Origin of the sequence: Streptomyces sp. 7N604 (genome assembly GCF_052245475.1) — a bacterium.
Taxonomy (GTDB): domain Bacteria; phylum Actinomycetota; class Actinomycetes; order Streptomycetales; family Streptomycetaceae; genus Streptomyces.
Map to the genome: position 1 here is coordinate 59,975 of NZ_JBQQBX010000004.1, position 15,077 is coordinate 75,051.

7 protein-coding genes are annotated in these 15,077 nt (G+C 72.0%); 2 read left to right on the forward strand and 5 right to left on the reverse strand.

The genetic code is table 11. From position 1 onward, the window contains the following. Nucleotides 1-155: 155 nt before the first annotated feature. Complete coding sequence (gene glgP / locus ACTWP8_RS05575) at nucleotides 156-2,783, forward strand: alpha-glucan family phosphorylase (protein ID WP_443321027.1); 2,628 nt, start codon at nucleotides 156-158, stop codon at nucleotides 2,781-2,783. Between the two features lie 226 nt (nucleotides 2,784-3,009). On the opposite strand, the gene ACTWP8_RS05580 is transcribed toward glgP, so the two are convergent. From ACTWP8_RS05580 to glgX, 5 genes are all read right to left on the reverse strand, one after another. Beyond that, entirely contained in the window at nucleotides 3,010-4,653 is a 1,644-nt protein-coding gene (locus tag ACTWP8_RS05580) for a M4 family metallopeptidase (RefSeq protein ID WP_443321028.1), read from the reverse strand. Between the two features lie 212 nt (nucleotides 4,654-4,865). After that, nucleotides 4,866-6,860 carry a M4 family metallopeptidase gene (locus tag ACTWP8_RS05585; protein ID WP_443321197.1) on the reverse strand — a complete coding sequence of 665 codons (1,995 nt, stop codon included), beginning with the start codon at nucleotides 6,858-6,860 and terminating at the stop codon, nucleotides 4,866-4,868. A 427-nt stretch (nucleotides 6,861-7,287) separates the two neighbouring features. Next, complete coding sequence (locus ACTWP8_RS05590) at nucleotides 7,288-9,111, reverse strand: ABC transporter ATP-binding protein (RefSeq protein WP_443321029.1); 1,824 nt, start codon at nucleotides 9,109-9,111, stop codon at nucleotides 7,288-7,290. After that, on the reverse strand, nucleotides 9,108-11,105 hold the full coding sequence (locus ACTWP8_RS05595) for an ABC transporter ATP-binding protein (RefSeq protein WP_443321030.1): 1,998 nt from the start codon (nucleotides 11,103-11,105) through the stop codon (nucleotides 9,108-9,110). Before ACTWP8_RS05595 ends, ACTWP8_RS05590 begins: the two co-directional genes overlap by 4 nt. A 102-nt stretch (nucleotides 11,106-11,207) precedes the next feature. After that, a complete protein-coding gene (gene glgX, locus ACTWP8_RS05600) occupies nucleotides 11,208-13,568 on the reverse strand; it encodes a glycogen debranching protein GlgX (RefSeq protein ID WP_443321031.1) in 2,361 nt (786 codons plus the stop codon). 149 nt (nucleotides 13,569-13,717) lie between these two features. Between glgX and ACTWP8_RS05605 the strand changes: the two genes are divergently transcribed. After that, on the forward strand, nucleotides 13,718-14,929 hold the full coding sequence (locus ACTWP8_RS05605) for an Ig-like domain-containing protein (RefSeq protein ID WP_443321032.1): 1,212 nt from the start codon (nucleotides 13,718-13,720) through the stop codon (nucleotides 14,927-14,929). Nucleotides 14,930-15,077 lie beyond the last annotated feature (148 nt).

Here is a 15,077-nt window from a genome sequence, read left to right on the forward strand (position 1 = left end):
GCAAAACGCGGGGCCGATCGGGCGCATGGAAGCACGGCGGGGGTCGCGCCGTGGCTGCTTGCCGCGCGCCGCGGCTACCGTCGAAGGGTGAAGGCTGCCGGCACCGTGAACGTGCGTCCCTGCCCTGTGGCGGGCGCCCTGGGATGGTGGGAATTGTGAAGGCAATCCGTCGATTCAGTGTGCGTCCCGTCCTTCCGGAACCCCTACGACCGCTCAGCGAGCTGGCGCGCAATCTGCGCTGGTCCTGGCACCCCGAGACCCGTGAGCTGTTCCAGGCCGTCGACCCGGAGGGCTGGGAGGCCGCCGGGGGCGACCCCCTGCGGCTGCTCGGCTCCGTCTCCGCGTCGCGCCTCGCCGACCTCGCCGAGGACCGCAGGTTCCTCCGGCGTCTCGCGGCCGCGGCCGACGACCTCGACGACTACCTCCGAAACCCCCGCTGGTACCAGACCGCGGACCCCGACCTGCCCGACGCCATCGCCTACTTCTCGCCCGAGTTCGGCATCACCGCCGCCCTCCCGCAGTACTCCGGCGGCCTCGGCATCCTCGCGGGCGACCATCTCAAGGCCGCGAGCGACCTCGGCGTCCCCCTCATCGGCGTCGGGCTCCTCTACCGGCACGGCTACTTCCGGCAGTCCCTCTCCCGCGAGGGCTGGCAGCAGGAGCAGTACCCGGTCCTCGACCCCAACGAGCTGCCGCTGACCATGCTCCGCGAGCCCGACGGCAGACCCACCCAGGTCGCCCTCGCCCTGCCCGGCGGCCGCTCCCTGCGTGCGTACGTCTGGGAGGCGCGGATCGGTCGTGTCCCGCTGCTGCTCCTCGACTCGGATGTGGAGGAGAACGACTCGCGCGCTCGCGACGTGACCGACCGGCTCTACGGCGGAGGGAGCGAGCACCGGCTCCTCCAGGAGATGCTGCTCGGCATCGGCGGCGTGCGCGCCGTCCGCGCCTACTGCCGGATCACCGGGCATCCCGAGCCCGAGGTCTTCCACACCAACGAGGGCCACGCGGGCTTCCTCGGCCTGGAGCGGATCCGTGAGCTCGGCGCGTACGGCGTGGACTTCGACGCCGCGCTCGAAGCCGTCCGCGCCGGGACGGTGTTCACCACCCACACCCCCGTGCCCGCGGGCATCGACCGGTTCGACCGCGAGCTCGTCGCCCGCCACTTCGGCGAGGGTGGCGAGCTGCCCGGCGTCGACGCGGGCCGGATCCTCCAGCTCGGCATGGAGACTTACCCCGGCGGCGAGAGCAACCTCTTCAACATGGCCGTGATGGGCCTGCGCCTGGCCCAGCGGGCCAACGGCGTGTCCACCCTGCACGGCAAGGTCAGCCGGGAGATGTTCGCGGGCCTTTGGCCGGGTTTCGACCCGGAGGAAGTGCCCATCACCTCCGTGACCAACGGCGTGCACGCGCCGACCTGGGTGGCGCCCGAGGTCTTCCGGCTCGGCGCCCGCCAGCTCGGCGTCGGCCGCGCCGAGGACGCCCTGGCCAGCGGCGGCCCGCCGCGCTGGGATGCCATCGCCGACATCCCCGCCGAGGAGATCTGGGAGCTGCGCAGGTCCCTGCGCGAGCAGCTGGTCGGGGAGGTACGGGCCCGGCTGTACGCGTCCTGGCGGCAGCGCGGCGCGGGCACCGCGGAACTCGGCTGGATCGACGGCGTCCTGGACCCCGACGTCCTCACCATCGGCTTCGCCCGCCGCGTCCCCTCCTACAAGCGGCTCACCCTCATGCTGCGCGACCCCGACCGGCTGATGCGGCTGCTGCTCGACCCCGAGCGCCCGGTCCAGATCGTCGTCGCGGGCAAGGCGCACCCGGCCGACGACAGCGGCAAGCGGCTCGTACAGGAACTGGTGAAGTTCACCGACGACCCGCGGGTGCGGCACCGCATCGTCTTCCTGCCCGACTACGGCATGGGGATGGCCCAGAAGCTCTACCCGGGCTGTGACGTGTGGCTGAACAACCCGCTGCGCCCGCTGGAGGCCTGCGGGACCTCGGGGATGAAGGCCGCGCTCAATGGCGGCCTCAACCTGTCGGTGCTGGACGGCTGGTGGGACGAATGGTACGAACCGGACTTCGGCTGGGCCATCCCCACCGCGGACGGCTCGGCCACCAGCGAGGAGCGGCGCGACGACCTGGAGGCCGTCGCCCTCTACAAGCTGCTGGAGGAGCGGGTCGCGCCGCGCTTCTACGACCGCGGGCCCACCGGGCTGCCCGACCGCTGGATCGAGATGGTCCGGCAGACCCTCGTCCGCCTCGGCCCCAAGGTCCTGGCCGGGCGGATGGTCCGCGAGTACGTGGAGCGGCTGTACGCGCCCGCCGCCCGCGCCCACCGCACACTCGAGGCCCCGGCGGCGCGCGAGCTGGCCGCCTGGAAGGCGCGGGTGCACGCGGCGTGGCCGGGCGTGGCCGTCGACCATGTGGAGACCGGCACGGTCACCGAGGTGGGCTGCAGTGCCGAGCTGGGGTCCACGCTGTCGCTGCGAGTCCGGGTCGCACTGGACTCGCTGCGCCCGGACGACGTCGAGGTACAGGTGGTCGCGGGCCGGGTGGACGCAGAGGACCGGATCACGGACGGGGCCGCGGTGCCGCTCAAGCCGACCGGGGGCGCGGACACCGAGGGCCGCTGGCTGTACGAGGGGCCCATGGCGCTGAACCGTACCGGGCCCTTCGGCTACACCGTGCGGATCCTGCCGTCGCACCGGCTGCTGGCGAGCGGCGCGGAGCTGGGGCTTGTGGCGGTGCCCTCGGAGAGCACTGGGGAAGCGGCGGGGGTTCTGATGCGGTGAACCCGCCCCTCCGGGGGGGGTGGAGGGGCGGGAGTGGTGGGGCGGTGCCTGGGAGCGAGGAAGGACGTCCCCAGGCACCGCCCGGTCTTGTGGGCCGCATGCGGCGGGCTAGTTCGGGGTCTTGCTGGTCGCGTGCGGCGGGCTACTTGACGTTGACGCCGGCCCAGGCGCTTTCGACGTCTGCGTCATCAGGCGCTGCCGGGTCTTGCTGGCCGCGTGTGGCGGGCTACTTGACGTTGACGCCCGCCCAGGCGCTTTCTACGCCCTTGGTCTCGGCGCTGTCCGCGCCGTAGAGGTCGGTCGCGGCCTTGACCGTGGCCTCGCGTGCCGCGTGGTAGTCGGTGTTCGAGGTCATGTAGGTGGTGAGGGCCTTGAACCAGATCTTCTCGGCCTTGTCGCGGCCGATGCCCTCGACCTTGGAGCCGTCGGCGGTCGGCGAGTCGTACTGGACGCCGTTGATCTCCTTCTGGCCGCTGCCCTCGGACAGCAGGTAGAAGAAGTGGTTGGCGACGCCGGAGGAGTGGTGCACGTCCTCGTTGCCCACGCCGTCGTACCAGTCGTCCTTGGACGAGCCGTCCTTGCTGGGCTTGTCCATGTAGCGGAGCGGGGTGCCGTCGCCGTTGATGTCGATCTTCTCGCCGACGAGGTAGTCGCCCACGTCCTGCGGGTTGTTGGCGTTGAACTCGACGGCCGCGGCGAAGATGTCGGAGGTCGCCTCGTTGAGGCCGCCGGACTCGCCGCTGTACTCCAGGCCGGCGGTGGCGGAGGTGACGCCGTGGGTCATCTCGTGCGCGGCGACGTCAATGGAGGTCAGCGGCTTGGCGTTACCCTCCCCGTCGCCGTACGTCATGCAGAAGCAGCTGTCGTCCCAGAAGGCGTTGACGTAGGAGTCGCCGTAGTGGACGCGGGTCGAGGCGCCCTTGCCGTCGCCCTTGATGCCGCTGCGGCCGTGCACGCTCTTGTAGTAGTCCCAGGTCAGGGCCGCGCCGTAGTGGGCGTCGACGCCCGCGGTCTGCGGCTCGTCCGGCTTGCCGTTGCCCCATGCGTCGTCGGCGTCGGTGAACAGCTTGCCCTCGCCCTCCTCGCCGTGCCCGAGGTCGCTGGTGGTGTGACCGCCGCGGTCGGCGTCGGTGAGGGTGAACTCCGAGCCGGACTTGGAGGTGCCCAGCTCGACCTTGCCGCTGTACTGGCTCTCGCCCGAGCCGTTGTGGACGGCCTGGTACTCGTACAGCTTCTTGCCGGTTCTGGCGTCGGTGATGACGTGCAGCTTGCTAGGGGTGCCGTCCTTCTGGAAGCCGCCGGTGACGGTCTCCCAGGCGAGGACGGGCTTGCCGTCGGCGGCCCAGATCACCTTTCGGGGCTCGGCGCCCGCGGCCGCCTTGCCGCCCTCCGTCGTCTTCGCGGCCTTGACCGCGCTCTTCTCGGCGGCGGCCGGAGCGACCTCGGCGCGGGTCGAGGCGACCTGGACCTTCGCCTTCGTCGCCTTGGTGACGCCCTTGGACGTGCCCGCCTTCGTCTTGTGGACGATCAGGTCGCCGCCGAGGACGGGCAGGCCGTCGTAGGTGCGCTCGTAGCGGGTGTGGGTCGTGCCGTCGGCGTCCTTGACGACATCACGGACGACCAGCTTCTCCTTGGCGCCGAGGCCGAGGGACTTGGCCGTGGCGGCCGAGGCGGCGCCCGCCTCGCGCAGCAGTTCGGCGCGCTGCGAGGCGGAGAGGACGGAGGGCTGTGCGCCCCGGGCGGCGGCGGTGGGCGCCGCGTCGGCCGAGCCGCCTGTGAAGCCGGCGGCGAGCAGGGCCGCCGCGGCGAGTACGGCGCTGGTGACGGCCACCTTGGATGCGCCGGCTATGTGGGGGGTTGCAGAACTCACTCGAACTCCTACAAAACTGTGGGGGGTTAGGAGGTCGCGCGGATGCGCTGTCTGCGAAGCCTGCCATCGACGCCGCGAACATGTCAGGATGCGTGCGCGAGGTTGGCCGGATTTGGTTCGTTAGACAGAGATCCCTGTTCGGAATGCGAACGAGAGCGGCGCCCGGGCCAAGTCGTCCCGGACGCCGCCATGGACGTGCGGCTGACGTCAGATCAGAACGTCAGCTTCCAGCTGTTGATGTATCCGGTGTCGATGCTGTAGACGTCCTGGACCCTGAGCTTCCAGGTGCCACTCGCCGCCTCGGACGAGGCATTGACCGTGTACGTCGCCTTGACGTCGTCCGCGGAGTCCGAGGAGCTGGAGTTCTTCAGCCGGTAAGCGGTGCCGTCCGGGGCGACCAGGTCGATCACCAGGTCACCGCGGTAGGTGTGGACGATGTCCACGTCCACCTTGAGGGCGCTCGGCGCGTTGCCCGCCCGGCTCACGGTGACCGGTGAGGTGACCGCGGCACCCGCGTCCGGGATGGCCACGTCGGCGGTGTTCTCGAAGACGCTGCCACCGCCGTCGTCGGGCCGGGAGCCCACGTTCACCGCGGCCCAGGCGGCCGCCACCTCCTTGTACGAGGTGCTGCCCTGCCCGAAGAGGTCGGCCGCGGCCTGGAGCGTGGCCGTACGGGCGCCCGCGTAGTTGGTGTTGGAGCTCATGCGCTCGGTCAGTGCCTTGAACCACACCTTCTCGGCGTTGGCCCGGCCGATGCCGGTGACCGGGAGGTTGTCGTAGGTCGGGGAGTCGTAGGAGACGCCGTTGACGACCTTCTGGCCGCTGCCCTCGGAGAGCAGGTAGAAGAAGTGGTTGGCGACGCCCGAGGAGTAGTGGACGTCGATGTTCCCGATGCCGGAGTACCAGGAGTCCTTGGAGACGCCGTCCTTGCTGGGCTTGTCCATGTAGCGGAGCGGGGTGCCGTCGCCGTTGATGTCGATCTTCTCGCCGACGAAGTAGTCGCCCAGGTCCTTGGAGTTGTTCGCGTAGAACTCCACCGCGGCGGCGAAGATGTCGGAGGTCGCCTCGTTGAGGCCGCCGGACTCGCCGCTGTAGACCAGCTTCGCGGTCGCCGCGGTGACGCCGTGGGTCATCTCGTGGGCGGCCACGTCGATGGAGGTGAGCGGCTTGGCGTTGCCCGAGCCGTCGCCGTAGGTCATGCAGAAGCAGGAGTCCGACCAGAAGGCGTTGACGTAGTTGTTGCCGTAGTGGACGCGGGAGTACGCGGCGACGCCGTCGCCCCGTATGCCGTTCCGCCCGTGCACCAGCTTGTAGTAGTCCCAGGTCAGCTGGGCGCCGTAGTGGGCGTCGACGCCCGCGGTCTGGGGTTCGCCCGGCCGGCCGTTGCCCCAGGTGTCGTCGGCGTCGGTGAACAGGGTGCCGGTGCCCGAGGTGCCCCGGCCCAGGTTGTACGTCTTGTGGCTGCCGCGCGTGGTGTCGTTCAGCTGGTACTGGCCGCCGGACTGCGACGTGCCGATGGTGACCGTGCCGCTGTACTGGCTGTTGCCGGTGCCGTTCTGCACCGCCTGGTACGCGTGGAGCGTCCCGCCGGTCCGCGCGTCGGTGATGACGTGCAGCTCGTTCGGCGTGCCGTCGTGCTGCAGGCCGCCGACGACGGTCTCCCAGGCGAGTACGGGCCTGCCCTCGGCCGCCCAGATCACCTTGCGGGGCGCCCGGTCGGCGTCGGTCCGCTTCGAGCCCTGAGCCTTCGCGGCCTTGAGCGCCCTGGCCTCGGCGGCGCCCGCGGTTACCTCAGCGGCCGTGCTGGGGACGGCGATCCGGGACGTGACGGCCTTGGTGACGCCCTCGGTCCTGCCCGCCTTCGTCCGGTGAACGATCAGGTCGCCGCCGAGGACGGGCAGGCCGTCGTAGGTGCGCTCATAGCGGGTGTGGGTCGTGCCGTCGGCGTTCCTGACGACATCGCGGACGACCAGCTTCTCCTTCGCGCCGAGGCCGAGGGACTTGGCGGTGGCGGACCTGGTGGCGCCCGCCTCGCGTATCAGGTCGGCGCGCTGGGCGGGGGGGAGCTTGACGGGCAGGGCGCCGGGATCGGGCTTCGCGAATGCCCGGGCCGTACGGTCCTGGTCGTCCGGGCGGGCGGTGGCGGTGCCGGTCTGGACGCCGGTGGCGAGCAGCGCGGCGGCGGCGATCACCGCGCCGCCGGCCATGGCACGTCTGCCGGAGTTACGGGGTTTGCGGGGGGTGCGTCTCACGCGGACTCCTTCTGCTGCGGCCGCGCTTGGTCAGGCGTCGGCCCAGGGATACCGGCGGCAAGGGCTGTGCCGCCGGGCAGAACACGGCAGTTCGCAGAACAGGTGGAACCTGGAAGAGCAGGCGGAACCTGTGGGGGGAGACGTGCGGCCGTGCGGGCGCGAGCGAGCCGTGGCACTTGGGTACCTGTGGGGGGTGCACAGCGGCGTCGAGGGAAGAGTGCCACTGCGCATGTGCCGGTGTCAGGAGCGCGGCAGCAAGTTGGCCGGAAAACGTCCGTTGGCCCATGATCCCTGCCCGCTATGCGAACGGGCTGCTGCGCACGTCCCTGCGCCGGGCGTTACCGGGCGTCATACGAGGCTGTCCCGCCACGCTGGCGCCGGGTCAGACGAGGCTGTCGCGCCACGCCTGGTGCAGGGACGCGAAGGCGCCCTGGTCCTGGATGAGTTCGGCAGGTGTGCCGTCCTCGGTGATCCGGCCGCCGGACATCACCAGCACCCGGTCCGCGATCTCGACCGTCGACAGCCGGTGCGCGATGACCACGGCCGTACGGCCGCGCAGCACCGTGTACATCGCCCGCTGCACGGCCCGCTCACCGGGGATGTCCAGCGACGACGTCGCCTCGTCCAGGATCAGCACGCCCGGATCGGCGAGCAGCGCCCGCGCGAAGGCCACCAACTGGCGCTGGCCCGCGGAGATCCTGCCGCCCCGCTTGCGCACATCCGTGTCGTAGCCGTCCGGCAGCGCGGCGATGAAGTCGTGCGCCCCGATCGCCTTCGCCGCCCGCTCGATCTCACCGCGAGTCGCGTCGGGGCGGCCGATCGCGATGTTCTCGGCCACCGTGCCGGAGAAGAGGAACGCCTCCTGCGTAACCATGACGACCCCGCGGCGCAGCTCCGGCGCCTCCAGGTCGCGCAGATCCACCCCGTCGAGCAGGACGCGGCCCGCGGTCGGGTCGTAGAAGCGGGCCAGCAGCTTCGCGAGCGTGGACTTGCCCGCGCCCGTCGAGCCGACCACGGCGGTCGTCTGCCCGGCGGGGAGGGTGAGGTCGAAGCGGGGCAGCACCTCGCCGCCCGTACGGTACGCGAAGCGCACGCCCTCGAAGACGACCTCCCGGCCGGGGTGGCCCTGGTCCCGCCCGGGCAGCGGCTTCGGCTCGGCGGGCTCCGGCACGGAGGGACGCTGGGCGAGCAGGCCCGCGATCTTCTCGAGGGACGCGGCCGCCGACTGGTAGGAGTTGAGGAACATCCCCAGCCGGTCGATCGGGTCGTAGAGCCGCCGCAGGTAGAGCACGGAGGCGGCGAGCACGCCGAGGGCGAGGCCGCCGGCCGCAACCCGGTACGCGCCCCAGAGCACGATGGCCGCGACGGCGAAGTTCGCGACGAGCCGGGACGAGACCACGTAACGCGCCATCTCCAGGATCGCGTCGCCGTTCACCCGCTCGTGCCGGTGGTTGAGCCCCCGGAACTCCGCGTCGTTGGCCCGCTCGCGCCGGAAGGCCTGCACCGGGCGGATGCCGTTCATCGTCTCCGCGAACTTCACGATCACGGCCGCGATCGCCGTGGACCGCTTCCGGTAGACGACCATCGACCGCCGCCGGAAGGACCGTACGAGGAGGTGCAGCGGCCAGAAGGACAGCACGGCCGCCGCGCCCAGGCCCCAGTCGAGATAGAGGAGCAGGGCGGAGATGTAGACGACCGAGAGCGCGACCCCGAGCAGCTCCTCCAGGCCCTCGTTGAGCAGCTCGCGCAGCGACTCGACGTCGGTGGTGGCGCGGGAGATCAGGCGGCCGGAGGTGTAGCGCTCGTGGAAGTCCACGCTCAGGGCCTGGGCGTGCCGGAAGATCCGGCCGCGGAGGTCGAGCAGCACGTCCTGACTGACGCGGGCGGAGGCGCGGATGAAGGCGTACTGGAGCGCGGCGGAGGCGAGCGAGCAGAGCACGTACGCGGCGCCGACGGCGATCAGGGGGCCGTGGTCGTTCGCGCGGACGGCGGGGACGGCCCGGTCGATCGCGACCGCGACCAGCAGGGGACCCGCCTGCATGGCAGCCTGCTGCAGCAGCAGAACGACGGCCGCGACCCAGACCCGCCCGCGGCACGGCCGCAGCAGCGACATCAGCAGGGCGCGGGACGCGCCCTTGGGGGCGGGCAGCACGTCCTGGTCGAAGGCGGCGTCGGGGCTGGGCTGTCCGGAGACTGCAGTCGTCATCGCGGGGAACCTCCGTCGACGGCGGGCGTGCCGGGCGCGGGATCGGCGTGGCCGTGGGGCGTGTGGCCGTCGGGCGCGCCCGACATGAGGAGGCGGTACTCCGGGCTGCTGCGCAGCAGTTCGGGGTGGGTGCCGACCGCGGTGATGCGGCCGCCCGAGAGCAGCGCCACGCGGTCGGCGAGCAGGACGGTGGACGGGCGATGTGCGACGACGAGTGCGGTGGTCGTCGCGAGCACCTGCCGCAGGGCGGCCTCCACCAGCGCCTCCGTATGCACATCGAGCGCCGACAGCGGGTCGTCGAGTACGAGGAACCGCGGGCGGCCGACCACCGCGCGGGCGAGCGCGAGCCGCTGCCGCTGGCCGCCCGACAGGCTCAGACCCTGCTCGCCCACCTGCGTACGCACCCCCTGCGGAAGGTCGTGGACGAACTCCGCCTGGCTGACCTCCAGTGCCCGCCGCAGGCCGGACTCGCCGGCGCCGTCCGCCCCCATCATGACGTTCTCCGCGGCGGTCGCGGAGAACAGCGTCGGCTCCTCGAAGGCGACGGCGACGAGTTCGCGCAGCCGGGCCCGCGGCATCGCGGCGATGTCCTCGCCGTCGAGCGTGATGCGGCCGCGGGTCGTCTCGTGGAGGCGGGGTACGAGCGCGGTGAGCGTCGTCTTGCCGGAGCCGGTGGCGCCGACGAGGGCCATGGTCTCGCCGGGGCGGATGTGCAGATCCACTCCGTGGAGGGTGGGCGGGGCGCCGGGGGGCGCGTCCGGATACCGGAACTCGACCCCTTCGAACCGTAAACCGCCCTCCGTGCGGGCCCCGCGCTCGGCGGCGCCGAGCGCGGGTGGGTCCGCCGTTGATGCGGCGGCACCCGGCGTGGGCTGGTCTCTTGGTTCGGTGGTACGCGGCGTGGGCTGGTCCCGTTGTGCGGCGGCGTCCATGACCTCGAAGGAGCGTTCCGTGACCGGCGCGGGCTGGTCCGTTTGTTCGGGGGCGTCCATGACCTCGAAGTAGCGTTCCGTGGCCGTCGCGGACTCCTGACTCATCGCCAGCAGGAAGCCGATCGACTCCACCGGCCAGCGCAGCGCGAGTGCCGTGGACAGAAAGGCCACCAGCGTCCCGGCCGAGAGACCGCCGTCGGCGACCCGCACCGTGCCCAGCACCAGCGCCGCGCCGATCGCGATCTCCGGAAGCACCAGGATGAGCGCCCAGATCACGGCCAGCAGCCGGGCCTTGCGCAGCTCTGTGCCGCGCACCCGCCGCGACAGCGACCTGAACGCCCGCGCCTGGCTGCGGTGGCGGCCGAAGCCCTTGATGATGCGGATGCCGAGGACGCCCTCCTCGACGACCGTCGTCAGATCGCCGATCTGGTCCTGGGCGGTGCGCGCGGCGACCGAGTAGCGCGCCTCGAACCAGGAGCACAGGATCAGCAGCGGCACCACGGGCCCGAGCAGGACGAGCCCGAGCCGCCACTCCTGCCCGAGCAGGATCGCGAAGCCCACCAGGATCGTGGTCGCGTTGACGAGCAGAAACGTCATCGGGAAGGCCAGGAACATGCGCAGCAGCTGCAGATCCGTGGTGGCCCGGGAGAGCAGCTGGCCCGACGGCCAGCGGTCGTGGAAGGAGACCGGGAGCCGCTGCAGATGCCGGTAGAGATCCGCGCGCATCGCCGCCTCGACCCCGGCCAGGGGCCGCGCCACCAGCCAGCGCCGCAGCCCGAACAGACCCGCCTCCGCGACGCCGAGCAGCAGCAGATACGCGCCGCCCAGCCATACCCCGCCCGGATCCCGCTCGGCGACGGGACCGTCCACCATCCACTTCAGCACGAGAGGGATGACCAGACCGACGCAGGAGGCGACGACGGCGACGAAGGCCGCGCTGAACAGCCGCACCCGCACCGGCCGCACGTACGGCCACAGGCGCAGCAGCGAACGCACGGTGGAGCGGTGAGGAGGGGACGGGGACGATTCGGACGGCGCGGGCTCTCGGCTCGTATCAGGCATCAGCTGTGAGACTACGGTTCACCACTGACAGTGCTCATCCGATTTCTTACCGGGCCGGGGCGTGCCGTGACGATCCGTCACCATCACTCCTGGCGGCCACGATCACGATCGCTCCTGCGCTATGCGGAAGAGGAGCACAGACCTCGCCGGCACCCGACAGGCCGATCCCGCGGCGTGCCGGGTGCCGGGCGGCCCGGACTGGTCCTCGCGGGCGGTGTCCACCAGCAGCTCGTACTCCGTCGCCCACGGCGGCCCCGGCAGCGTGAAGCTGCCCGGCTCGGGGTCCGCGTGGAGCACCGCCAGGAAGCTGTCGTCCGTGACCGGCTCGCCCCGCTCGTCGCGCTGCGGGATGTCTCGGCCCGAGAGGTACATCCCGAGCGTGGCCGTCGGCGCGTACCAGTCCTGCTCGGTCATCTCCCGCCCCTCCGCGGTGAACCACGCCAGGTCCCGCAGCCCGTCCGGCCCCTGCGGCCGCCCCGAGAAGAAGGCGCGGCGGCGCAGCACCGGGTGCGCGTGGCGCAGCGCGATCAGCCGGGAGACCAGCTCGGTGAGGGCCCGCCATCCCGGGTCCTCCAGCAGCGACCAGTCCACCCACCCCGTCTCGTTGTCCTGGCAGTACGCGTTGTTGTTGCCGCCCTGTGTGCGGCCCATCTCGTCGCCCGCGACGAGCATCGGCACGCCGGTCGACAGCAGCAGCGTGGTGAGCAGGTTCCGCAGCTGCCGGTGGCGCAGGGCGTTGATGCGCGGGTCGTCCGTCTCGCCCTCCGCGCCGCAGTTCCAGGACCGGTTGTCGCTCGTGCCGTCGCTGTTGCCCTCGTCGTTGGCCTCGTTGTGCTTCTGCTCGTACGAGACGAGGTCGCGCAGCGTGAAGCCGTCGTGGGCGGTGACGAAGTTGACGGAGGCGTACGGGCGGCGGCCGCCCCACGCGTACAGGTCGCTGGAGCCGGACAGCCGGTAGCCCAGGTCCCGTACGTCCGGGAGCGCGCCGCGCCAGAAGTCCCGTACGGCGTCCCGGTAGCGGTCGTTCCACTCCGTCCACAGAGGTGGGAAGGCCCCCACCTGGTAACCGCCCGAGCCGACGTCCCACGGCTCGGCGATCAGCTTCACCCGGCGCAGCACCGGGTCCTGGGCGATGACGGCGAGAAAGGGCGAGAGCATGTCCACGTCGTGCATGGAGCGGGCGAGGGCCGCGGCCAGGTCGAAGCGGAAGCCGTCGACACCCATCTCGGTCACCCAGTAGCGGAGTGAATCGGTGATCAGCCGCAGGACGTTGGGCTGCACGACGTGGAGGGTGTTGCCGCAGCCGGTGTAGTCGGCGTAGCGGCGGGGGTCGGCCTGGAGCCGGTAGTAGCCGCGGTTGTCGATGCCGCGCAGCGAGAGCGTCGGGCCCAGTTCGCCCGCCTCCGCCGTGTGGTTGTAGACCACGTCCAGGATGACCTCGATCCCCGCGTCGTGCAGTGCCCGCACCATCCGCCGGAACTCGCCGACCTGCTGGCCGCGCGTGCCGGAGGCGGAGTACGCGGCGTGCGGCGCGAAGTAGCCGATCGAGTTGTAGCCCCAGTAGTTCTTCAGGCCGCGGCGCAGCAGGTGGTCCTCGTGCGCGAACTGGTGCACCGGCAGCAGTTCGACCGCCGTCACCCCGAGCCGGGTGAGGTGCTCGAGCGCGGCCGGGTGCGCGAGCCCCGCGTACGTGCCGCGCAGCCGCTCCGGGATGCCGGGGTGGCGCATCGTGAAGCCGCGCACGTGCAGCTCGTAGATGACCGAGTCGGCCCACGGCGTCTTCGGGCGGCGGTCGTCGGCCCACTCGTCGTGGTCGGCGGCGTCGTCGTGCACGACCACGCCCTTGGGGACGTACGGCGCGGAGTCGCGGTCGTCGCGGACGGTGTCGGCGACGTGCTGCTGGGGCCAGTCCCGCACGTGCCCATACACCTCTGCGGGGAGGCTGTCCCGTACGTGCCCGTCTGCCTCGGCGGGGAGGCTGTCCCGTACGTGCCCGTCTGCCTCGGCGGGGAGGCCGAAGTCGCCGTCCACCGCCCGCGCGTACGGGTCGAGCAGCAGCTTGGCCGGGTTCCAGCGGGCGCCGGTCCACGGGTCCCAGCGGCCGTGCACCCGGAAGCCGTACCGCTGCCCGGGAAGCACGCCGGGCACGAAACCGTGCCAGATCTCGTGTGTCAGCTCGCCCAGCGGGCAGCGCGTCTCGGTGCCGTCCTCGTCGAAGAGACAGACCTCCACGGCCTCGGCCCCGCCCGCCCACAGCGCGAAGTTCGTCCCCGCCACCCCATCGGCCCCGACCCGGAACCGCGCCCCGAGCGGCTGCGGACTCCCCGGCCGGGCGGGCCGGACCGGCCGCCCGGCCGCACTCGCCGCCGGTGCGGGCACGGGCGCGTCCGTGCGGTGGCCGTTCGGCTCTCCGGCGGCGGTGGCCTGCTCCGGCAGGTGCTCCTGCTCGGGTGCGCTCGACACGTGGCAGCCTCCCGCAGCTCGCGGCTGATCGAGCGGTGGCCCGCGGCGTCCCTCCCGCGGGCCCCGGCCTCTGGTCCTCGGAGCATTCCTGCCCGCTCGGGACCCTGCCCTCACGTTTCCACCGGAGGGGGGAGATCGTTGGGTTCCGCGTGAGGCTGGATGTGAGGCGCGCGCGGCGCGCACGGGCGGGGTACGCCCTCGTGGTGGCTCTGGTGGCGGCGGCCGCGGGTTGCGGGGTGTCGGGGATCGGACTGCCGCGGCCGCCGCTGCCGCCCGAGCAGGCGATCAGGGTCACGCCGGCCAACGGCGCGAAAGGCGTACGGTCCTGGGCTCCCGTCGAGGTGTCCGTGACCGACGGGCGGCTCGAGCGGGTCAGGGTCGTACGGGTCGGGGGCGTCCGCGGGCGGCCGCTGGCCGGGCGGATCAGCCTGGACGGGCTGCGCTGGCGCCCCTCCGGCGACGCGGGGCTCGAACTGGCCGGCAAGTACAGCGTGGACGCGGTCGCCGTCGACGGACACGGCCGCCGTATCGCGCGCCACACGTCGTTCACCACCTTCGTGCCCGAGCACCGCTTCATGAGTTTCTTCCGCCCCGAGCACGGCTCGGTCGTCGGCACCGGCATGATCGTGTCGTTCGACTTCGACCGCCCCATCGCCGACCGCGCCGCCGTCGAACGCGGCATCCGGATCACCGCCCGCCCGCCGGTGAAGGTCGCCGGGCACTGGTTCGGGAACCGGCGGCTCGACTTCCGGCCGCGTACGTACTGGAGGGCCGGCACCGCGGTTTCGGTACGGATCCGGCTGCGCGGCGTGAAGGCGGCCCCGGGCGCGTACGGGATCCAGCACAAGACGGTGCGCTTCACCATCGGCCGCAGCCAGGTGAGCACGGTCGACACCGCCGCGTACACCATGACCGTGCGCAGGGACGGAAGGGAACTCGCGACCCTGCCGATCACCGCGGGCGCGCCCCACACCCCCACCTACAACGGGAAGATGGTGGTGATGGCGCGGCACGACGTGACCAGGATGGACGGGGCGACGGTCGGCTTCGGCGGCGAGTACGACATCCCCGACGTGCCGCACGCGATGCGGCTGACCACGTCCGGGACGTTCCTGCACGGCAACTACTGGACACCGCGAGGGACGTTCGGGGCGGCCAACGTCAGCCACGGCTGCATCGGGCTGCACGATGTGCAGGGCGGGAGGGCGCTCACTCCGGCGCGCTGGTTCTACGACAGCTCCATCGTGGGGGACGTCGTGGAGGTGGTGCACAGCGCCGATCGCACGGTCGCGCCGTACAACGGGCTGGGCGGCTGGAACCTGTCCTGGGGTCAGTGGCGGGCGGGCTCGGCCCTGCGCTGACCCCGGCTCGCACCCCGGCCTGCCGGCGCGGTTGACCGCGGTCGGCCCCTGGCCTCCTCGGAGCCGCCTTTTCCCCGCTACTTGGGACTGATCCGTGACATTCCCGGGGATCTCTCTGTGGAGGTCGTGTGGTTATCTATCGGCGTGC